Raw genomic sequence first — 21,653 nt, forward strand, 5'->3', positions numbered from 1 at the left:
GTCGAGTGCTTAAATTGTGAGGATTACAATTAACGTAGAATTCCCCAAATTTCCGCTCCTGCCGTTTTAGATAGACTGTCGGAAGTCTATTTGTTATCCCAATATGAAGGAATATTGCACATGCATATCGATCATGCCGCCACAGGTCAAGATGACCAGCAGCCACCAAAGAAACCCAAGTTTTATCAAATTCTTTACGTACAAGTGATCTTCGCAATTGTTGCAGGGATATTGTTAGGTCATTTTTTTCCTGAATTTGGTGAAAGCTTAAAACCACTTGGTGAAGCCTTCATTAAAATGGTGAAAATGATTATTGCACCCGTAATTTTCTTGACTGTTGTGACAGGAATTGCTGGGATGAAAAATCTCGGCAGCGTTGGACGAGTCACGGGTAAAGCGATGATTTACTTCCTGACCTTTTCAACATTGGCATTAGTCGTCGGGTTAATTGTTGGGAATGTGATTCAACCGGGTCATGGGTTAAATATCGATCCAAGTACGTTACACAGCACTAAAGTTGATGAATATGCAGCTAAAGCACATGAATCAACTATTACAGGTTTCTTGATGAATATCATTCCAGATACATTGGTGAGTCCATTTGTATCAGGTCAAATTCTTCAAGTTTTGTTTGTCGCAGTATTATTTGGTTTGGCACTTGCTAAATCAGGCGATTTGGGTCGTCCAATTACTGACTTCTTACAACAATTAACCAATCCTGTATTCACTTTAGTGGGTATGTTGATGAAGTTTGCACCTATTGGTGCATTTGGTGCGATGGCATTTACCATTGGCGCTTATGGGATTAGTTCAATTGGGAACTTGATGTTATTAATCGCAACTTTCTACATCACTGCTTTACTTTTTGTCATTGTTATTTTGGGTGCAGTCGCTCGTTATAACGGTTTTTCGATTATCGACCTGATCCGTTATATCAAAGATGAACTGTGGTTGGTTCTTGGTACAAGTTCATCAGAAGCAGCACTCCCATCATTGATGGCGAAAATGGAAAAAGCAGGCTGTGAAAAATCGGTTGTAGGTTTAGTAATTCCGACAGGGTATTCATTTAACTTAGATGGTACTAATATTTACATGACATTGGCGGCATTATTCATTGCACAAGCATGTAATATTGAATTGACACTCACTCAACAAATGACAATTTTATTGGTGGCTATGCTCAGTTCTAAAGGGGCTGCGGGGATTACGGGCGCAGGCTTTATTACTTTGGCTGCAACGCTTTCGGTTATTCCTGCGATTCCAGTTGCGGGAATGGCATTGATCCTTGGCATTGACCGTTTTATGTCTGAATGCCGTGCTCTAACTAATTTAGTTGGTAATGCTTGCGCAACAATTGTTGTTGCAAAATGGGATAAGGCATTAGATAAAGAGCAACTCGACCAAGCCTTAAAGCATGGTGTGGTACTAAACAAAGAAGTTTAATACTCCTTAATTTGAAAAAGCCTCGATGCCTCGCATACGAGGCTTTTTCATGTCATTTGATTTTGATAATAGAATATACATAGCTTTTTATTGTGCTTCATGGCAGCATTTCTATAGATTTTCAAACTTATCTCGACTCTATGCAGCTTTATTATTTTTATCGTCATAACAGTGAAAATACGATTTTTATTAGCGTGGAACAACAAACAGAACATACGCTTGAGTTTTTATGGGTTGATAGTTTGAGACAGAATTTGGTTAATCATACCGATTCTTGGCAAAAAAATATTTATGAGCATACAGGTGTGGTGCTTAACGAATTTCATATGCGCGACCTGCTCAATATCGAACATCCTTGTGCTTTCGACAGTGTCGAGGAATATGACCTGCTGGTGTTCCGCAAACTGATTAGCCCAGACGACCAGATTTATGAAAGTGACAATGCTTTAGAATCTCATGAAAGTATTTTTGGCCTAGCAACTACACCGATGGGTTTTATTCTAACGCCGAACATTTTGGTGAGTGTGAGGGAGCAGGGAAATAAAGCAATCGAAAGCTATATTCAACGTATTCAAGTAATTATGGGTCGTCCGACTGCTGAACAAAATAAGCCGAGAAAATTAGCCAGTACACCTGCCGATTTATGCTTACGCTTATTGAACAGCATGATTGATGGCTATTTGAATTTACGTACGCCCTTGACCCGTCGTGTTGAATATTGGCAACAGCAACTTTTGCAGGGCAATCGCCGTTTTAAACAGTGGCATCAATTGTTTCATGAAGATATGGCTTTCCAGCAAATTGAAAATTTATGTGAGGAACAAATAGAGACCTTGCAGGAGTTCCGAGATGAACTGGTGGATAATTATCATCATGTGATGGGGGAACATAAACATAAGAATCAAGACATTCTCTTGGTTCGTCTCAATGATTTAATGAGCCATGTAGAGCGTGTTCAAAAACATACCTTGCGTTTAAGAAATGCGATTCAATCGGCGATTGATTTACATTTTTCAGCTATTGCGAATCAAACCAATGAAAATATGCGGATTTTGGCAATTATTACGGCAATATTTGCACCCTTGACTTTGCTGACGGGAATTTACGGAATGAACTTTGAGTTTATTCCAGGATTAAAGTCACCTGTTGGTTTTTGGATTATGCTTGCAGTCATGTTAATGAGCACGGTGGCACTGTTGTACTATTTTTACCAGCAACATCTAGTAGGGCGGGGTGAACGGAGCGTAATTGATTTATTGGCGCAACAGCATAAACAACGAAATTTAAATTTACTTTGGTTCTTAGACTATGAACCAATTAAGCAAACACTCAAAGAAGTAGAAAAAATGACTAAACTTAAATAAAGCGTTTAGTCATATATATTGATGTTACCTTAGTGAAAATGTTTTAACTGCCTGCGGAGTTGCTGCACTTCATCAATCAGGTCCAGCATCACCGCAACTGCTGATAAGCTAGCATCGAAGTCACGTTGTAAACGATAAGCTCGACGTGCTCGGGCGACATCTTCACCGATAAACTGATAACTTTGTGGATCGACTTGGATTTGTAAAATTTCATAATCAATCAGTTTTAAAACCCAATCTGTACTTTGGCCACATGCTTCTGCAAAGTGTTCGAGATCAAGTGCCAATTGTTCATCAATAATTTCAACTTGGCAGTGACCGTCATATTGAATTTCTTTGTATTGAATAGTTGTCATGATCTTACTCCTTATGAGGCACGAGGTCGGAAAGTGGAGAAGGCTTCGGCAAATTGTTGATAAGCCTGTTGTTCTTGCTCACTGTGTGCTGGTGGTAAAACAATATTAATAATTAGATATAAATGCCCTGCGGTTTTATTTGGTATCCCTTTATCTTTGAGACGTAATTGTTGTCCATTTTTGGCATTTTTAGGTAAATTGACTTTGAGTTGCCCTGCGGGAGTATTGACTTCAATGCTTTGTCCTAGAGCTGCTTCCCACGGACTCACATCAATAGTTTGATAGACATCAGCCCCTTCAATACGAATGCGGTCGGTATCTTTGTATTGGATTTCAATATAAAGATCACCATTTTCACCGCCATTGATACCACTTTGTCCTTGACCATTTAAGCGAATTTGCTGACCTTCTTTCATTCCTTTTGGAATCTTAACCTGTAAGGTTTTTCGCTGGACTTCAGGTTCACCATAGACGTTATAAGTTGGAATTTGCAAGGTAATCTGTTGGGTTGAACCGTGATAGGCAATATCTAAATCGACTTGAATACTGGCATGCTGATCTTCACCCTTGTAACTACGTTGCTGGCGTTGCGAACGCTGCTGCCCACCACCAAAACCTGAGCCAAATCGACCAAATAAATCCTCAAAACCACTAAAGTCAGCGCCTTCACCTGAGCTTTGGCGATAGAACTGTGAGCCGCCAAACCCATTTGGATTGCCTTGTCCAAAATTAGAGAAACCTTGTGGATGATCCAGCATCTGGTCATATTCAGCTTTTTTCGTGGCGTCACTCAAGATGTCATAGGCAACATTAATCGCCTGCATTTTAGCTTCCGCATCGGTTTCTTTACTCACATCCGGATGATATTTACGTGCCAGTTTTCGATAAGCTTTTTTTATTTCATCTGCTGTGGCATCTCTTGAAACGCCTAGCTCTTCATAATAATTTTTTGCCATGATCTTAAATATAATAATGAGATGTTTCTTTCATTATGAAACGAATTGGCAAGATTTCAATAGGCTGGATTGTATAAGAGTTGTTTTGTTGTTTTGTTGTTTTGGAAAAAATGCCAGCCCTCTGGCTTAGCTGACACCGATCATGATGTCCATTGAACTATCACTTTAAGTGAGATAGAGTTTTGGGTAAATGTCTTATCCAGTAGACATTCATATCAAATAAAAAAAGACGGAAGCCCGTCTTTTTTATTTTACTTTTCAATTAACTTAAATGTTCACCAAATAAGCCTAAAGCTTCTTCTGCACTAAACTCATAACGTGCATTACAGAATTGGCAATCCATCTGGATTGGATTTTGTGCTTCTAGTGTTTCATGAACTGCATCCACGCCAATTTGAATCAAAGCGTGGGCGCAGCGTTCCTTTGAACAGGTACAACCGAACTTCAACTGCTCAACTTCAGGTAAACGAACCTCTTCTTCGTTATACAAACGATAGAGAATTTCATTGGCTGAAAGATCCGTCAATTCCTCGGGTTTAAGGGTTTCAGTCAACATGGTCAAACGGGGCCACAGGTCTTCATCAACCAACTGTTGTTCTTCTTCATTATTACGAGGGAGTAGTTGGATTAATAAACCACCTGAACGTTGACCATTAGTTGCCAGTACGATATGTGTTGGAATCTGTGCAGACAAATCGTAATACTGCTTTAAACAACCTGCTAATGTCGGTTGATCAAATGGTACGATACCTTGGTAGCGTTCGCCGTGTTCAGGTTCGATATTGATGAACAGCACAGGGTTGCTCAGGGCAGCAAGCACCGTACGACTATCTTTACCTTCTGCGAAGCGCGGATCTTCTTCGTAATCTGCGAGCGCACGAACTTCACCTAAGTGATTGCATTCGGCCATAGCCCATTTAAATGTTCCGCTTGCTTGAATTTGTAAGCTAATACGACCACGAATCTTGAGTGTACTTGCAAGTAAGGCGGTTGCACTCAGCATTTCACCCAAGAGACTTTGTACCGCAGGCATATATTCACGTTGCGCCAAAATGGTTTGTAGTGCTTCTTCCAAATGAACCACTTCACCACGAACAGGGCAGTCTTCAATAAAAAAGCGTTGGCGTAAATCAGACATATTTTTCTCCAGTGCTCCTTCGAGGGAGCGCAAAGCAACGCTTTGCTTTGTAACGCACTTCAGAATTTATAAAGAGGTGCATGGTTATGCAGTCAATAATGGTGTCAGTTTGCCAAAACTCAAGATGTTTCATTGAGTGATTTTGCATCACATTGTGTGTTTTGATCATTGCTCGCACGATCTAAAATCAAAGTTTTTGTATTTGCAAATAAATACTCAAGCTCGGCAATAGCACTTGGATGGTTTTTAATGATCTCTTGTTGATTAGAATTCCAATGTTGCTGCATAAGCCGTTCATCTTCTTGTTTAAAATGCATCATCAAATTTTGTGCTTCATCTTCGGGAAGGCCTGTTTCAACCAAGGTTTGCTGCGCCATACTTAAAGCAGATGCGTAGGTTTCACGCCAAATCTGTGAGATACCTAAATCATGAAGTAATCGTGCATGATGACGATCTCGAGCACGAACCAAAATGGTTAAATCTGGATAATTTAAACGCAGATGTCGTGCTAGATTCATGCTGTCCTCGACATCATCAATCGCAATAATCAGTAACTTACAGTATTCAATACCTGTAGCGCGTAGGTTTTCGATTTGTGTAACATCGGCATCAATAAAATGATGTCCATATTGTTCAATAAAGTCAGCATCAGGTTGGTTGCTATCAATCACGTTAAAGTGTTTGCCTTGCGCATGTAAAGCACGTGCAATGACTTGCCCAAAACGGCCAAATCCAATAATGAGAATTGGATGTTGTGGGATATCAGCATCAGCCACAGCGGCTTTATTTTTTTGCAGCATCGGTAAAATTTTCCGATTAAACAGTGCGTAAAGTAAAGGTGTGAATAGCATCGAACCCAAGATAATGAGAAATGTCGGTGCTAATAATTCTGTGCTAACTAAATTTTCGCTTTCAGCTAGCTTGAGTAGAATTAAACTGAGTTCACCACTTTGTGCCAAGCTTACGGCAAATAAGGTACTAAATTTGGCATTGCGTTGTTGATAATAGCTGATCGCACCGATCACAACTGCTTTGATTAAGACCAGTGCAAAGATTGAACCTAGAATCAAGAGTGGAGATTGGCTTAAAGGTGTCAATGAAAGACCTAAGCCAATCGCCATAAAAAACAAGCCTGTCGCCGTATCTTTCAAGGGTTCTAGAATACGCTCAACTTCAACTTTAAATTCAGTCTCAGCAAGTAAAAGTCCAGCTAAAAATGCAGCAATCAAAATATGAAGATTTAAAATATCCATAATTAGGATGACTGAAAGCAGGATGAATAAACTGAGCACAGCAATGAGATGGAGACTTTTTTTATGTACTAAGAAACGAAATATAGGACGAACTAAGTAACGATTGGCTAAAAATAGACCTGAAATCGTAGAGATGAGCGCTGCAAAATAGGCGATTCCGTGTCGAGTAGAGGCTGTGTCTTCTAGCAAAGGAAAGAGTGCAATCAGAATGACGGTAATAAAAGCCTGCAATTGTAAGGTGGCTAAAGTAGCTTGTTCTAATTTATGGTTGCTTTGTTGTTTTTGTTGGAGTAGTTGTTGTGGAAGAATCAACGCGGAGAGCGCTAAAGCACATCCGAGCATCAGACTGTGCCATACTTGATCAAGCAGTAAGAAGCATGCTCCAACTAGAAGGATCGTGATGATGAGGTATTGTAGGCCACTATTTTTTAGGATGCCTCTGCGTTCTCCCCACAGTTTTAGCGGGCGAAAAGCAAAGCCAATAAAGAACATCACGGCAATCATACCGAAATGCAGCAGTTGATTAATCAGTTTAGGATCTTCAATCAAACCAGAAACACTGGAACCAAGTAAAAGTCCTGCAATCAGATAACCCAAGACAGTCGTGCCTGTGTAACGCTTCGCTAATGGAGCAAAAATTAAAGCTGCCGCCAGTAAAACAATAGCTTGTGGTAGGAATGACATGTTCTGCCTTGATCTGCTGATTTCTTTCAGCTGTTACATTAACTTAAAAATTGGGTGAGTTTGTAAGGGAAATATGAATTTTTCTTTTGGATTTTTATTTTTAAACGCTCTTGAGATGTACGCCTCCGTGTCAAACGATATCACGTGAGTTTCATGGAGGTGTAGTATTTATAAAGTAGATGATATTGTTGGGCGCAATAACCATTTCACAGAAGCATCAATTGAATGAGCCACTCAGAAAATGCATGGCTCATTCATATGAAAATAGGCACTTATTATTCTCAGAACAATAAATGTGAGGCAGTGGCTTAGTATTTAAATTTCACATTCAAACGAATCATACGAGGATCACCCAAATTCACTAATTGCGCATTTGGTGTCGTACCTGCTAGGTATTCTCGGTCAAAGAAGTTTTTAATCGTTAAGCCAGCTCCCCAATGTTTTGCCTCATAACCTGCATTAACATCAAACACTGTATAGCCTGGTAACTCAATATAGGCTGTTCCACGTTGTGCGGTACGTAAACCTTGATAGCGAATGCCTGCACCGATATTCCAGCCTAGTTTGTCAGGACTAAAATAATATTGAGTCGATAATGTTCCCGCATTTTTAGGTACATGGTTGGCTCTTTTCCCAATTTCACTTTCCGTTACACTTTCCATCACTTTCGCAGTTGGGATGTAACTATAAGTGGCAGATGCATTCCATTGATCCGTCAAAGATGCTGCCATTTCAGCTTCAAAGCCTTTGGTTTTTTGTTCACCTGTTTGGATGGAATAATCACCACTGGCATCTGATTCAGTTACATTTTTACGTGTGAGGTCATAATAAGCAACATAACCTTGCAAGCGTTGATTTAAGGCTTGAAGTTTAATACCGATTTCTGCTTGTTTACCTTCTTCAGGATCGAGTAATTCGCCATTTGCACCTGTATCTGTCACTGGCATAAATGAAGTCGCATAGCTAATATAAGGCGCAAACATATCATTGATGCGATACATGACAGAGGCACTACCTGTAAAGGCTTGATCAGAGTTCTGTGTCGTAGTGTTTTTTAAGATATTGTCAATTTCAACTTGAGTCCAGTCATGGCGTCCAGATAAGCCAATAATCCAGTTGTCATCAATCTTAATCGTATTGCGAAGATATAAACCTGCATATTGACTATAAGTCAGCTCTTGAGTTGGTGTACCCAGTTTTACGCTGGTAATACCATAACTTGGATTATCCGCATTGAATGAATTAATAGTATCTGTTCGGCGGTAATAATCACTACGCTCTTTCATCATATCCAAGCCAACCATGACATCATAATTGACTCGTCCAAAATTAAAGTTGCGCTGTAAATTACTATCCAACGCATAGTTGATATCTTGCTTATCTTGATTGTTAACTGCACGTTTAATGGTTGGCAATGTGGTATTGCTCGTAGCTAAAACGGCATCACCTTGAGTATCTGTTTTGGTGACAGCAAAGTTTTGTTTATAGGTCCAACCATTATCAAAATAATGTGCATAGTTTGCTCCAGCACGATAGACATCAACGTTATAGCCGTGATCTGGCTCACCAAAGAAAAGATTGTGTGAATAACTCTTATAGGTTGAACTATTGCCATGTGGAATGCCCTGTTGGCGAACATATTCACGGTGCTGATAACTGGCAATAACAGATAAATCGTCCTTTTCACCTAAATCAAAGTTATAAGACGGCGCAATGTAATAGTTTTTGAAATACACATAATCGGTTGGATCATCTTGATCAGAGACTCGACCAACGAGACGGAAAGCACCTTTCTCTGTGTTATTCGGTGCATAGTTAATATCAAAAGTGCCTTCTCTGAGGTTGTAGCTACCATAGCTTAAAGTTCCCCGATAAGCGGTTTCTGCCTGTGGGCACTTTGTGGTTAGGTTGACTAAACCACCAGGTAAAGCAAAACCGAAGCCAACAGAAGTAGGACCTTTGACGACCTCGATCGATTCTAAGCCTGAAATATCTTCTGCTCTTAGTACATTGTCTGATGTCTGTACTCGTAAACCATCAATATAGGTTTGTGAGCTTGAAATTTGTCCACGAATAATAAAATCATCCCAACCACGACGACCATATTGTCCAGAACTCACACCAGCCACGCCTTCTAAAGCTTCGGAAATGGTTTTTGCTTGTTTCTGCTCGATTTGCTGATTGGTTACCACACTAATTGATTGGGCTGTTTCAAATAAAGGGGCATTTGATCTGAGCACAGCTGTGGCAGTCTTTGCTGCATAGCTATTTTTTTCTTGTTTTTCTGCCTGAACTTTAATCTTCGGCAAGACCTGTGTTGAGGTAGAAGATACGGTATCTTGCTGTTGTTCAGATTGAGCAAAAGTATGACTTGCCATGACAGCAAGTATAGAAAAAGCGAGGGAGGAGGTACGGAATCGCATGGTGAAATGATAATCTTACAAAGATAATGCTAATTATAATTATTTTCATTTGCAAAGTTAATGTTTATTACGAATAGTTTGATTTTTTTATTTTTTGGAAATGATTTTTAATATCACAAAATTTAATAAACCACTGATTTAACTAAACTCTTGTGGGTCAACATCGATCGAGAGTCTGAGCAAATGCTGACGTGGTAAATGTACCACTTGTTGCCACCATTGACGTAAATAAAAGTGCAGTTTGGCGCGATCAGTGGATAAAATCACCATATGCGCGCGATAACGACCAGCTTTACGTTCCATTGGTGCGGGAATGGGCCCCCAAATATCAACTAAATCTCCAGCCATTGTCCGTAATTCTTGTGCAATATCAGCTAAAAATTGTTGGCTATAGTCGCGATCTTTAGATTCAACCCGAACCAGTATTGCATAACGATAAGGTGGTAGCAGGGCAACTTTGCGATCAGCCAGCATTTGTTTGGCGACAGTACGATAATCATGTTCAATCAATGTGGTCAGCATCGGATGATCCGGACGCAAACTTTGCAAATAAACACTGCCTTTATGCTCACCACGACCAGCACGGCCAGCGACTTGCACAATCAGCTGTGCAGTTCGTTCAGGTGCACGTGGGTCAACACTGAGCAGTCCTGCATCAATATCTAAAATCGCAACAAGGGTAACATGCGGAAAATGATGGCCTTTTGCCAGCATTTGTGTGCCCAACAAAATGCTCGGTTTATTTTGCTGAATGCGATCATAGATTTTTTGCCAGCTACCGACTCGACTGGTGCTGTCACGATCGACCCGAATCACTTCATGATGTGGGAACAGCTCCTGTAAATGTTCTTCAAGTTTTGCTGTTCCTGCCCCAATCGTTTTTAAGCTTTGTTTCTGACATGCAGGACAATGATTAGGCAGACGATTGATGGTGCCGCAATGATGACAATGCAAATGATGGTAGGGCTGTGAATGCAAAGTAAAATGCGCATCACAATATGGACAGTTGGCTTGCCAACCACAGCTTTCACACATCAGGATCGGCGCATAACCACGTCGATTTAAAAAGATCAGCACTTGTTCTTTACGTTCTAAAGTATGTTTGATCTGTTCGATGAGCGTTTGGCTGAGTCCGTGCTTCTTTTTTGCGATTTTTAAATCCACCACATACATTTTCGGCAGTACAGCGATGCCCGCACGCTGATTCAACTCAAGCAAATGTAACTTGCCCGATTCCACCAAGTGATAACTGTCAATACTTGGGGTGGCTGAACCGAGAATGACAGGGCAGTTTTGCAAATGGCCACGATACAACGCGACATCACGGGTATGATAACGAAAACCTTCTTGCTGCTTAAATGAGAGATCATGCTCCTCATCTAGAATGATTAAGCCCAAATGCGGCAGTGGGGTATAGATTGCTGAACGTGTCCCAATAATAATGGAAGCTTTGCCCGTTTGTGCATGTTGCCATGCTTGTAAACGTTTTGAGTCATTTAAGCCTGAGTGCAGTAAAGCCACATCGCAATGAAACCGTGACTTAAAACGAGCGACCGTTTGCGGGGTTAGGCCAATTTCAGGCACCAGTACCAATACTTGTTTGCCTTGTTTTAACACCTCATGCATGACTTGCAAATAAACTTCAGTTTTGCCACTGCCAGTCAAACCATCGAGTAAAAATGCCTGATAGTGATGTTGTGCTTTGAGGACCTGTTGAATGGCTTTCTTTTGATCTTCGTTCGGTGTTAAAGGTACTTGAGCCAATTGCACAGGTGTAGGGGTGAAATCATGCGGTTCTAGGCAGCATTCAACCAAGCCCTTTTTTTCTAATGCCTTTAAAGTTGAGGTTTCTACACCACTCAGGTTAAGTATATTCTCGGTGGCTCCATGTGCATGAAGTTTTAACATCTGATAGGCATCATATTGTTTTTGAGAGCGTTTTAATAAGGCATTGGGGTCATTGTGAGGGATGATTTTCCATAAATGAAACAGAATGTCTAAGGCGCGCCCTTGTCTTAATAAAGTAGGCAGGGCACTTTGCATCACCTCACCAATCGGGAATTGGTAATATTGGGCTGACCATGTCAACAAAGTTAAAACTTGTTGGTCTAAAATCGATTCCTGATCGAGTAATTCTGTGATGGGTTTAAGTTTGAATTGCCCTGTAAATGCTTCGTTTGGATCAACTTTCTCCGTAATGATTCCCACGAGATTTTGCCGTCCAAAAGAAATCGCGACACGTGCACCGATTTGAGCTTGTGCGTATTGTTCAGCGCTGACCGTGTAGTCAAACGTGTCGTAAACATAAACGGGTATTGCAACTCGAATACGGTACAGAATCGCGTTAGAATTTTGACTAGGCATATAGGCTTCATTCATGGGTAAAATGGCATGACTGCATGTCATGGAATTATGCTAAAGTGCAAAGTGTTATGTCGATGAATTTCTTGTGAAAGCATCAGATTTCATTTCAAACACGGATGCAACTGTAACAACAACTATTTTGGGACAATTAGAACAGAACCATGCCTGCTTATCAATTTACCGCGCTTGATGCCTCTGGAAAGCAACATAAAGGTGTGCTGGAAGGGGATTCTGCACGCCAAATTCGTCAACAGTTACGCGATAAAGCATGGACACCGATTGCGGTCGATGCAGTTGAGCAAAAAGACAAACAGCAACAACGCTCATGGTTTAGAAAGGGTTTTAGTGCCTATGACCTGGCGTTGATGACCCGTCAGCTTTCAGTGCTGGTTGCAGCAGGTATTCCGCTGGAAGAAGCCTTGCGTGCGGTCAGTAAGCAAAGTGAAAAGGCCCATGTGCAAAACCTGTTGATCGCTGTGCGTTCCAAAGTGCTGGAAGGTCATTCACTGGCTCAGGCCATGCAGCAATCTGGTCGTTTTCCTGAGCTCTATATTGCCACAGTTGCGGCAGGTGAGCGTTCGGGGCATCTGGACCTGATTCTAGATCAGCTTTCGGATTACACTGAAAACCGCTTTGCTATGCAAAAGAAAATTCAGGGCGCGATGATTTATCCGATTGTACTGATGTTGATGTCTTTCGGAATTGTCATGGGTCTAATGACCTATGTCGTGCCTGAAATCGTCAAGACTTTTGAGCAAAGTAAAGAAGCCTTGCCATGGATTACGGTTGCCTTGATGAAAGCCAGTGCTTTTATTCGGCATACTTGGATTGCTATGCTGATTCTCGCTTTTATTGCCATGATTCTGTTTACTCGTTTCCTCAAAACGACTGCAGGGCATTATGCCTTTGACCGATTAACACTCAGATTGCCACTATTTGGTAAACTTTCGCGTGGTATAAATGCGGCACGTTTTGCCAGTACGCTGTCGATTTTGACCCGTTCAGGTGTACCTTTGGTTGAAGCGTTACGCATTGGCGCGGAAGTCAGTAATAACTGGGTGATTCGCGATGCGATTGAGGTCGCGATGGAGCGTGTAACAGAAGGTGGTAATTTAGCAACACAATTGGAGCGTTGCGGTTATTTCCCACCCATGATGGTACAAATGATTCGAAGTGGTGAAGCGTCAGGTGAACTGGATCGGATGTTGGATCGTGCATCGACCATGCAAGATCGTGAGGTGACGACCTTTATTTCTACATTACTGGCCTTGCTTGAACCTTTGATGCTGATTTTTATGGCGGCAATTGTATTGGTGATTGTGATTGCAGTAATGTTGCCAATTATTAATATGAACAATATGATCTGATGAGTAAGATGTAAGAGATGAATATGAATAATTTAATAGATAAACAAAATGTTGGACGTAGCTTGAATGCTTCTACCCTCGCGGAATCTTGCAACTCAGAGTCCGAGTATAATCTTAATCCAGCCACTCGAAGCACAGCTTCTCGCCTTGCGGCAGGGTCGAGCGTTGCTCGAATGAATCGTGCCTCAGGATTTACCCTCATTGAGGTGATGGTTGTTATTGTAATTCTAGGTGTTTTGGCTGCGCTGATTGTACCCAATGTGATGGGACGTGGAGAAAAAGCCAAAGTTGATACCACCAGTATTACACTCAAAGGTGTTGCTGGTGCTTTGGATCAATATAAGCTCGATAATGGTCGTTATCCATCGATGCAAGATGGTGGTTTAGATGCTTTGGTCAACAAACCTGCGGCCGCTAAAAACTGGTTGCCAGGTGGTTATGTTAAAGGTGGTTATCCAAAAGACAGTTGGGAAAATGATGTTCAATATGTGATTCCTGGCCGTGAAGGTCGCGCGTTTGATTTATATTCGTTTGGTGCGGATGGTAAAGAAGGCGGCGAGGGTAATGATGCCGATATTTATTATCAGCCATAATCCTTGAATAAAATATCACTTCATTTTTTGATTAAATAAATCAAGAGTGAAGTGATAATGTTTGTTGATTAATAATTTTTGTTTAAGTTTTTGAAAAATATGTAAAAATAAAATATTAACTATGTGAGATTTATAATAAGAATTATTCCCATACTTAATGGTTACAAGAAACAATGAATTGTGTAGGTAAATAGACTTTTCCTTTAAATCAAAGCTTTGCATAATAAATTCAGACCATTTAAATCAGGCATGGAGTGAGCAAATGAAAGCATTTTTTATGTTGGATGAACTGAATCAGTTTCATTGGGCAATGCTTAAATCTGTCTTACTGATTTTAATGTTATTGCCGATTACAGAAGGGGCTTTAAGTTTATGGCATGCTACAGAAGGTAGCAGCCAGATCATGATTGGTTTTTTTGCATTAAACATGTTGAGTGCATGGTTTGTACTGTGTTTTCTAAGTGCCTTAAAAACAACCGTATGGGATAATCAGGAGATGATTTCTAGATATGAGCAATTGTTGTTTAAGGCTTACCGCTATATTCCGATGTTGTTTTTATCGAGTCTAGTTGCATATTTATCCGTGCAATTGCGATTGGTCTTGTAACTCAAAGATCAATCCCGTTATAAAAAAAGAGCGTTGATTCAAACGCTCTTTTCATCTTACCGCCGTGACTTAAAGGAAACATCGACTTTACGTGGGCGATAAATCCATCCCATCACTAACAATAATAGTGAGAAAATCAAGATTGGATAATCACTCAAACGATTATATAACGTTTGCCCTTGCATTGCAGGTAAATCACCACGTAATACGAACTCTTCATCCAGAGGTGCTTGTTTCACGATATGGCCATTGTGGTCAATAAACGCAGTCACGCCTGTATTGGTAGCACGAATAAACCAGCGACCATTTTCTTTGGCGCGCATTTGTACCATTTGTAAATGTTGCCAAGGACCTGCTGTACCTGTAAACCAAGCATCATTTGAAACAGTAATTAAAAAGTCACTATTCATCGCATTACGACGGGTCAGATTAGGATAAGCTACTTCATAACAAATGGCAGCAGCAAGCGCATGTCCTTTGATGGTTAGGGGCTCTTGGTTGGGTTCTCCACGTGAAAAACCACTCATACTGATATCATTTTGCATCGCAGGTAAAACCCATTTCAGCATTCCTGAAAGAGGAATATATTCGCCAAATGGAACAAGACGTTGTTTTTTATACAAGCCATGCGAGTCACTGCCTGAAGCCATAATACTATTGTAATATAAGGGTTCACCCACTTGTTGAGACTTTGGCAGATCCCAGTAAGGGATGCCAGTCACCCAAGCGCTATCTGCTTTTTTTGCTTGAATATCCATTGCTTTTAAAAAGTCTGGAATATCCGTTTGAAATAAGGGAATTGATGATTCAGGCCAAACGATAAGATCACGACCCCATTCGGCACGGGTCAGGGTTGCATAAATCTCCAAAGTCTTGATCTGGTATTCAGTCAGCCATTTCAGGTCTTGAGGAATATTGCCCTGAATCAGAGACACACTCAGTGGCTTGGCAGCTTTTGGCTGAACAAACTGGATGAATCCAGCACCCCATGCACCCGCTATCAGTAGTGCAGAAGGAATAGCCCAGAACCAACGACGATTTAAAATTTCGACCAAAGCACATGCCAACACAATGACCACAAATGAAACTGCATAAATGCCAAATAAAGGCGCATAGCCATCCAGTAGCCGTTCAGTAAATGCATATCCAGCAAACAACCACGGAAAACCTGTGAATACCCAAGTTTTTGCCCACTCAAATAGTACCCAGAGTGGTGCAAAGGTGAGTGGGGTTTCTGGAAAAAAGCGACGGTACAGCCATGTTTGAAAAGCTGTAAATAAACCCATGGCTGCTGCCATAAAGGCAATCATCAAAATGCTTAAAAATGCATTGGTATCACCATAAGTATGGATAGAGGTGAAGAGCCAGAACGCGCCGACAAACCATAAACCAAAACCATAGGCCCAACCTAGCGCAAAAGCTTGGAGTGGGTTACGCTGTCGTAACACCGCATAAAGCAATGCTGGTGATAGAATCGCTAGCCACCAAAAATAATAAGGTGCTAAAGCTAAACTAAAGATTGCACCTGAAATGAGTGCAATCAAAAGAGGGAAAATAAAGGGTAACTGTTTTTGCGGTTGAGAAGTTTTTAACAGCTTTTCAAAATAGGCTCTCATTGACGTACAGCTCGAATCAGATGAATAGTGCGTGCATCTGCTTCAATAATGGTAAATTGCCAATCTCCAAGCTCAATGGTTTGACCTTGTAAATCGCTCACTAAACCAATCTCTTGCAGCAGCAAACCGCCCATAGTTTCAACTTCATCATCAGAAAAATCAGCATCTAAAATAGTGTTGAAATGTTCAATTGGTGTAAGTGCCTGCACAATCCATGTATTGGCTGTAGTGGGATCATTGTCAGGTACGATATATAGTGCTTCTTCATCGGCAATATCGTGTTCGTCTTCAATTTCACCGACGATCTCTTCGAGAATGTCTTCAAGGGTGACTAGGCCAGAAGTTGAACCATATTCATCGATGACAATCGCAATATGTGTTTGGGTGTTTTTAAGCATACGTAACACTTGGTCTGAACGTGCACTTTCAGGTACAAACAAAGGTTGGCGCATCAGAGCGCGAATATCGACTTTGACATTGCGCTCAGTTAAGAAAGGCAATAGGTCTTTGGCCAAAAGGATACCCACTACATTGTCACTTTGATCTGCTGAAAACACAGGGAAGCGTGAATGCGCTGAATCAATCAGCACATGCAGAATATCAAGTAACTGGTCATCTTCCTGTAAGCTGATAATTGCTGTACGTGGCGTCATGACTTCCCGAATTTTTGTTGCTGGTAGATCGAGAACACCCTCAAGCATAGCAACAGTATCTGGTTCTAAAAAACGACGTGAGTCTTGAACTAACCTGAGTAATTCATCGCGGGTTTCAGGTGCAGTACCTAACCATTTTCTTAAGCCACGCATACCCCACGACGGACTGGATTCCTCGACCATGATCTTTCCTAAAGACTCTCTATATCAATTAGATGATTTTCATCATACCGAAGAAAAAGCGGATATGCATCAATAAAACGATGCGAAAAATGTACAGTTTTTCAAAAAGCTGTTGATGATTTTTATCGACTTACTTTATGTTAAAATGTGAATATTAAAATATATGAGTATGATGATGTCCGAACAACCTCAACTTCCCACTGTTCAACTTAATACTAGAGGTTTACGTTGTCCTGAGCCTGTGATGATGCTGCATCAGGCTATCCGCAAGGCAAAGTCGGGTGATATCGTCGAGGTGTTTGCTACTGATCCTTCTACATCTTGGGATATTCCCAAATTCTGTATGCATTTAGGGCATGAACTATTATTAAAAGAAGAGTCTTTAGACGAAAATAGCAATACTGAATATCATTATTTAGTACAAAAAGGTTAATCGTTTGCTTTCGACCTATTTCTCAGGTTTTGCGCTGGGACTTTCACTGATTCTCGCAATTGGTGCACAAAATGCTTTTGTTTTAAAGCAGGGATTGCTCAAACAGCATGTATTTTGGGTATGTCTGATCTGTGCTTTATCAGACGCATTTTTAATTTGTTTAGGTGTGTTTGGATTTGCTTCAATATTGAGTCAACAAGCATGGTTGATTCAAGCTATGAAGTATTTCGGCGCACTCTTCTTGTTTATTTACGGCGCCCGCAGCTTTTACAATGCTTATAATTCGCAGTCAGGTTTAATTGCCTCTGAACAAGAAACAACGACTTTCTGGCAAACGATAGTTTTATGTCTCAGTTTCTCTTGGTTAAATCCGCATGCCTACTTAGACACGGTTGTATTATTAGGTTCTATATCTGCTCAATATGCAGATAAGATCTCTTTTGCTAGTGGGGCAGTATCAGCGTCATTTTTATTCTTTTTTAGTTTAGGATTTGGGACGAGATTATTGCGTCCTGTATTTGCAAATTCTAAAGCTTGGAAAGTCTTAGATCTATTGATTGGCTGTATCATGTGGTTGATCGCACTTTCACTATTAAGATAGGTGTTTATGCACCTATCTTTTTGATTTAATTACTTTTCGACTGATCCAGTAATCACAACTTACATATCTTCCACCGCCAAGAACCAGTAGTGCACCCAACATAACCAAATAGGTCACTGCAAACTCAACGCCATTATTCAATATGACAAATGAGCCACTTGATGTAAGCCAATCATAATTTCCATAAGTGCTCAGAATCTCTCTCGCTTTCTCTAGTTTTTCAGCTGATTCAATCACTTGCATATTTGCAAAAGGAGCATGTGGATCAGCAATCGCTTGCCATCCATTTTGAATGTGGACGGTAAAGATAGCGACCAGCATAGTGATGATCAATGGAATACAAATCAGTCGCGTTGCAAGACCTAATGCAAGTAAGACAGCACCACCTAACTCAGCCGAAATTGCAAGGCTAGCCATAACCAATGGGAAGGGTAAGCCCAAGCCCCATTCACTATTGCCAAACCATTCAACTGTATCATTGAAATGTTGTAGTTTATTGTGCCCAGCCATCCAAAAAATAGGAATTAAATATAGGCGAAGCGCTAAAGAAGCGATTCCATCAAAATAATTTAAGTTGGAACCCAAATTCTGATAGCGTTTATGTAAAGAATAAATTAGATTTTTCATGAGAAATTCACAACGAATAAGTTTTATTAGTTATTAGTCGTTTGAATTTTTGATTTCTTACACAAAAAAAATCTAAATTTGACTGTAATAATTTGATTGTTCGCACGTCTAATATTATGTACCTAGTACAAAAGCAATATTTACTTAAAAGGAACTTCACAATGAATAAATTAAACTCAATGACTTCGGTTGCCGCTTTAGTTGCATTATCTATGGTTGGTGCAGCAACCCAAGTTTCGGCAGCATCGACGACGACTGAAACACATGTGACTAAAACTGCAGATGCAAAATGTGGTGAAGCGAAATGTGGTTCAGATAAAGCGAAAAAACAACACAAAACTACTGATGCAAAATGCGGCGCAGATAAAAAAGCTGCGGATGCTAAATGCGGTGCAGACAAAAAAATGGCAGATGCAAAATGTGGTGCTGACAAGAAAGTGGCTGATGGGAAGTGCGGCGCTCACTAAGCCTTATGCATACGGTAAATGACAGCATCTAAAAAGATGGCTGTCATTCACCAAAGGGATTCTTTATGGATGCGATCACAAGTGTGGGTCTTGGTCTAAGACGAGATTTTATCGAGGCATTTTTAGGTGCGACTCACCATCCTGACTTTATTGAAGTTGCTCCAGAAAATTGGATGGGCTTTGGTGGTCGACATGCGAAACTTCTAGCTCAGTGTGTAGAAAAATCTCCATTAATTTGTCACGGACTCTCTTTGTCGATTGGTGGTCCTCATCCCTTAAATATTGATTTTATTCATCAAATCAAAAAATTCTTAGATTCTTATCAAGTCGAGATTTATTCGGAACATCTGAGTTATACCAATGATGGTGGCTATCTATACGATCTCTTGCCTATCCCAATGACTGAAGCTGCTGTGAAGTATGTAGTGGAACGAATTTCTCAAGTTCAAGATATTTTAGGGCGAAGATTAGTATTAGAAAATGTTTCTACTTATCTTATGCCGAATGCTGAAATGTCCGAGGCAGAGTTTGTCCGTGAAGTAATCACACAAGCAGATTGCGAATTATTGTTGGACGTGAATAACGTTTATGTAAATAGTATCAACCACCAAGCAGATGCTTATGCTTTCATTGAAGCTATGCCGAAACAACGTATTCGTTATTTACATATAGCAGGGCATGAACAGGTGAGTACAGATTTACTCATTGATACTCATGGTGCTGAAGTATGTGATCCCGTGTGGGCATTGTTGGAATACACTTATCAGGTATGTGGTGTGAAACCAACGTTATTAGAGCGCGATTTTAATATCCCAACATGGCAGCAACTTCAGAGTGAATTGAATAAGATTCAGCAGTTACAGCATCAATATTCAAATCAACACACACTAATCCCAATGAGCCAGAATTTGGTCGATGGGGTGAATGTATGAGTATGAATGAGCATACTTTTCAGCAGACCCAACATGATTTTTGTAACTGGCTGCGTGATCCAAATTCAGTAAAAGCAGTGCCTTTTGCTTTGGGTCGTATGCAAGTTTATCGAGAACTCTTGTTCAACAATGTTTGCTCATTTATCAATTTGGTTTATCCGGTGGCTCGATCTTTGTTGCCTGAACAGCAATGGCAACAGTTACTGACGGATTTTTTTCGAGAATCTCAGAATCAGTCACCGCTTTATAACGATATCTCGTTGCAATTCAGAGAGTTTCTCACAGAAAAGCAGCATCCTATTTTAGTTGAATATCCGTGGCTTGCTGAGCTGTTGCAATACGAATGGCTTGAACTGTACTTGGATACACTTGAAATTGAAGATGTCAGTTTGAATGCCGAATTAAATTGGCAGCTGACTACACAAGTTTGGGTGTTGGTGTATCAATATACTGTTTACCAGTGGTCAATCAATCAAATTAACAAAGATCCCGCTCCAAGTGCCATCATGGTTTGGCGAAACAAACATGATCGGGTTTGTGTTGAAATATTGACTCCATTAACCGCTTATCTAATAGAGCAATTAGCACAACAACCATTGCCGCGAATAGCACTCGCTGAGTTTATCCAGCAAATAATTCCTGATCTATCGTTCAGTGAAGTGAATACTCAACTGGATGAACTTGCAGAAGATTTGATCCGCTTAGAGTTGTTATACAAACCTGACTAGCATAGTGAGAAACGCGATGCCTGAAATGACAACATCGAATGCTAATGCATCGCAGCAACTGTATAACGATGATTTTCTGATGGAACTACGACAACAAATGATGAAATTTGCAGTATTGCAACTTTCTTCATTTCATCAAGCTGAGGATGTTGTGCAAGAAGCTTTGGTCAGTGCTTTACAACATTCAGGTTCTTTTTCTGGTCGATCAGCATTTAAAACATGGGTATTCGCTATTTTAAAAAATAAAATTGTTGATCTGATTCGTCATAAGCAACGTTTAGTCAGTATGTCTGAATTGTTTGATACAGAAGAAAACGCGCGAAGCGTGGATGAGTTGTTTGATGCTTCAGGGCATTGGCAAAAATCAGAAAGACCAAAAGCATGGTTGAATCCTGAGGAAATGATGGAGCAGCAAGATTTTTGGATGATTTTCGATACCTGTTTGAATCATTTACCAGCAAAGTATGCACAAGTGTTTATGTTGCGGGAAATGATTGAACTTAGTTCAGATGAAATCTGTGAGAAATTAGAGCTAAGTATCTCAAACTTGAACGTTCTAATGTATCGCAGTCGAGCCAGACTACGTGAATGCTTAGAAAACAAATGGTTACTTCAGGAGGATTGTTCATGTTGACGTGCCGAGAAGCGACCCAATTGCTTTCAGAAAAACAAGATCGGACACTGAACTTCAAAGAAATGAGTGCCTTACAGTTTCATGTGGTGATGTGTAGTTCGTGTCGACGTTTTGGCAAGCAGATGAAGAGCTTAAGTTGGTTATCAAAACAATATAAAAAAATTGATGAAAAACAGAAAGATTAAAATAAGAAAGCCTCATATTTCATGAGGCTTTCTTAGCTTAATTCGT

The 21,653-nt window shown here is 40.4% G+C and carries 21 protein-coding genes; 12 read left to right on the plus strand and 9 right to left on the minus strand.

The window, feature by feature from the left end:
* Positions 1-120: 120 nt before the first annotated feature.
* Both CDG56_RS05765 and CDG56_RS05770 read left to right on the plus strand, forming a co-directional pair.
* On the plus strand, positions 121-1,443 hold the full coding sequence (locus tag CDG56_RS05765) for a dicarboxylate/amino acid:cation symporter (RefSeq protein ID WP_087547217.1): 1,323 nt from the start codon (positions 121-123) through the stop codon (positions 1,441-1,443).
* A 140-nt stretch (positions 1,444-1,583) separates the two neighbouring features.
* The gene (locus CDG56_RS05770) at positions 1,584-2,807 is read left to right on the plus strand and encodes a magnesium transporter CorA family protein (RefSeq protein ID WP_087547218.1); all 1,224 of its coding nucleotides are present in this window, start codon (positions 1,584-1,586) and stop codon (positions 2,805-2,807) included.
* Positions 2,808-2,836: 29 nt separating this feature from the next.
* On the opposite strand, the gene CDG56_RS05775 is transcribed toward CDG56_RS05770, so the two are convergent.
* The 6 genes from CDG56_RS05775 to CDG56_RS05800 form a co-directional block, all read right to left on the minus strand.
* Positions 2,837-3,163, minus strand: a complete 327-nt coding sequence (locus CDG56_RS05775; protein ID WP_004680669.1) for a chaperone modulator CbpM — start codon at positions 3,161-3,163, stop codon at positions 2,837-2,839.
* An 11-nt stretch (positions 3,164-3,174) separates the two neighbouring features.
* Positions 3,175-4,119 carry a DnaJ C-terminal domain-containing protein gene (locus CDG56_RS05780; protein ID WP_087547219.1) on the minus strand — a complete coding sequence of 315 codons (945 nt, stop codon included), beginning with the start codon at positions 4,117-4,119 and terminating at the stop codon, positions 3,175-3,177.
* A 262-nt stretch (positions 4,120-4,381) separates the two neighbouring features.
* Positions 4,382-5,257, minus strand: coding sequence for an Hsp33 family molecular chaperone HslO (locus CDG56_RS05785; protein WP_005162836.1), 876 nt, complete (start codon positions 5,255-5,257; stop codon positions 4,382-4,384).
* Between the two features lie 119 nt (positions 5,258-5,376).
* Positions 5,377-7,194 (minus strand): cation:proton antiporter, encoded by a 1,818-nt coding sequence (locus CDG56_RS05790; RefSeq protein ID WP_087547220.1) that lies wholly within the window; start codon positions 7,192-7,194, stop codon positions 5,377-5,379.
* Between the two features lie 308 nt (positions 7,195-7,502).
* Positions 7,503-9,617 carry a TonB-dependent siderophore receptor gene (locus CDG56_RS05795; protein ID WP_087547221.1) on the minus strand — a complete coding sequence of 705 codons (2,115 nt, stop codon included), beginning with the start codon at positions 9,615-9,617 and terminating at the stop codon, positions 7,503-7,505.
* 138 nt (positions 9,618-9,755) lie between these two features.
* Complete coding sequence (locus CDG56_RS05800) at positions 9,756-11,996, minus strand: primosomal protein N' (protein WP_087547270.1); 2,241 nt, start codon at positions 11,994-11,996, stop codon at positions 9,756-9,758.
* A 146-nt stretch (positions 11,997-12,142) separates the two neighbouring features.
* Here CDG56_RS05800 and gspF point away from each other — a divergent pair, with 146 nt between their 5' ends.
* From gspF to CDG56_RS05815, 3 genes are all read left to right on the plus strand, one after another.
* Entirely contained in the window at positions 12,143-13,348 is a 1,206-nt protein-coding gene (gene gspF / locus CDG56_RS05805; protein WP_087547222.1) for a type II secretion system inner membrane protein GspF, read from the plus strand.
* A gap of 23 nt (positions 13,349-13,371) precedes the next feature.
* Positions 13,372-13,941: a type II secretion system major pseudopilin GspG gene (gspG, locus tag CDG56_RS05810; RefSeq protein WP_087547223.1), complete on the plus strand. Its 570-nt coding sequence runs from the start codon at positions 13,372-13,374 to the stop codon at positions 13,939-13,941.
* A gap of 262 nt (positions 13,942-14,203) precedes the next feature.
* Positions 14,204-14,548: a hypothetical protein gene (locus CDG56_RS05815; protein WP_087547224.1), complete on the plus strand. Its 345-nt coding sequence runs from the start codon at positions 14,204-14,206 to the stop codon at positions 14,546-14,548.
* 56 nt (positions 14,549-14,604) lie between these two features.
* On the opposite strand, the gene lnt is transcribed toward CDG56_RS05815, so the two are convergent.
* Positions 14,605-16,164: an apolipoprotein N-acyltransferase gene (gene lnt, locus CDG56_RS05820; protein ID WP_087547225.1), complete on the minus strand. Its 1,560-nt coding sequence runs from the start codon at positions 16,162-16,164 to the stop codon at positions 14,605-14,607.
* On the minus strand, positions 16,161-17,000 hold the full coding sequence (locus CDG56_RS05825) for an HlyC/CorC family transporter (RefSeq protein WP_005162800.1): 840 nt from the start codon (positions 16,998-17,000) through the stop codon (positions 16,161-16,163). The genes lnt and CDG56_RS05825 overlap by 4 nt, the downstream gene beginning before the upstream one ends.
* Positions 17,001-17,175: 175 nt before the next feature.
* Here CDG56_RS05825 and tusA point away from each other — a divergent pair, with 175 nt between their 5' ends.
* A complete protein-coding gene (gene tusA, locus CDG56_RS05830; protein ID WP_087547226.1) occupies positions 17,176-17,433 on the plus strand; it encodes a sulfurtransferase TusA in 258 nt (85 codons plus the stop codon).
* A 4-nt stretch (positions 17,434-17,437) separates the two neighbouring features.
* The gene (locus tag CDG56_RS05835; RefSeq protein ID WP_087547227.1) at positions 17,438-18,034 is read left to right on the plus strand and encodes a LysE/ArgO family amino acid transporter; all 597 of its coding nucleotides are present in this window, start codon (positions 17,438-17,440) and stop codon (positions 18,032-18,034) included.
* 12 nt (positions 18,035-18,046) lie between these two features.
* Here CDG56_RS05835 and CDG56_RS05840 read toward each other — a convergent pair whose 3' ends face one another.
* Complete coding sequence (locus CDG56_RS05840) at positions 18,047-18,661, minus strand: DoxX family protein (protein WP_004916732.1); 615 nt, start codon at positions 18,659-18,661, stop codon at positions 18,047-18,049.
* 161 nt (positions 18,662-18,822) lie between these two features.
* Between CDG56_RS05840 and CDG56_RS05845 the strand changes: the two genes are divergently transcribed.
* The 5 genes from CDG56_RS05845 (at position 18,823) to CDG56_RS05865 (ending at position 21,607) form a co-directional block, all read left to right on the plus strand.
* The gene (locus CDG56_RS05845; RefSeq protein ID WP_004916729.1) at positions 18,823-19,128 is read left to right on the plus strand and encodes a hypothetical protein; all 306 of its coding nucleotides are present in this window, start codon (positions 18,823-18,825) and stop codon (positions 19,126-19,128) included.
* 65 nt (positions 19,129-19,193) lie between these two features.
* A complete protein-coding gene (locus CDG56_RS05850; RefSeq protein WP_087547228.1) occupies positions 19,194-20,060 on the plus strand; it encodes a DUF692 domain-containing protein in 867 nt (288 codons plus the stop codon).
* Positions 20,057-20,788, plus strand: a complete 732-nt coding sequence (locus CDG56_RS05855; protein ID WP_087547229.1) for a DUF2063 domain-containing protein — start codon at positions 20,057-20,059, stop codon at positions 20,786-20,788. The genes CDG56_RS05850 and CDG56_RS05855 overlap by 4 nt, the downstream gene beginning before the upstream one ends.
* Positions 20,789-20,804: 16 nt before the next feature.
* A complete protein-coding gene (locus CDG56_RS05860; protein WP_087547230.1) occupies positions 20,805-21,422 on the plus strand; it encodes an RNA polymerase factor sigma-70 in 618 nt (205 codons plus the stop codon).
* Positions 21,416-21,607, plus strand: coding sequence for a zf-HC2 domain-containing protein (locus CDG56_RS05865; RefSeq protein ID WP_087547231.1), 192 nt, complete (start codon positions 21,416-21,418; stop codon positions 21,605-21,607). Before CDG56_RS05860 ends, CDG56_RS05865 begins: the two co-directional genes overlap by 7 nt.
* Positions 21,608-21,653 lie beyond the last annotated feature (46 nt).

The organism is Acinetobacter sp. WCHA39 (assembly GCF_002165385.1).
GTDB lineage: Bacteria > Pseudomonadota > Gammaproteobacteria > Pseudomonadales > Moraxellaceae > Acinetobacter.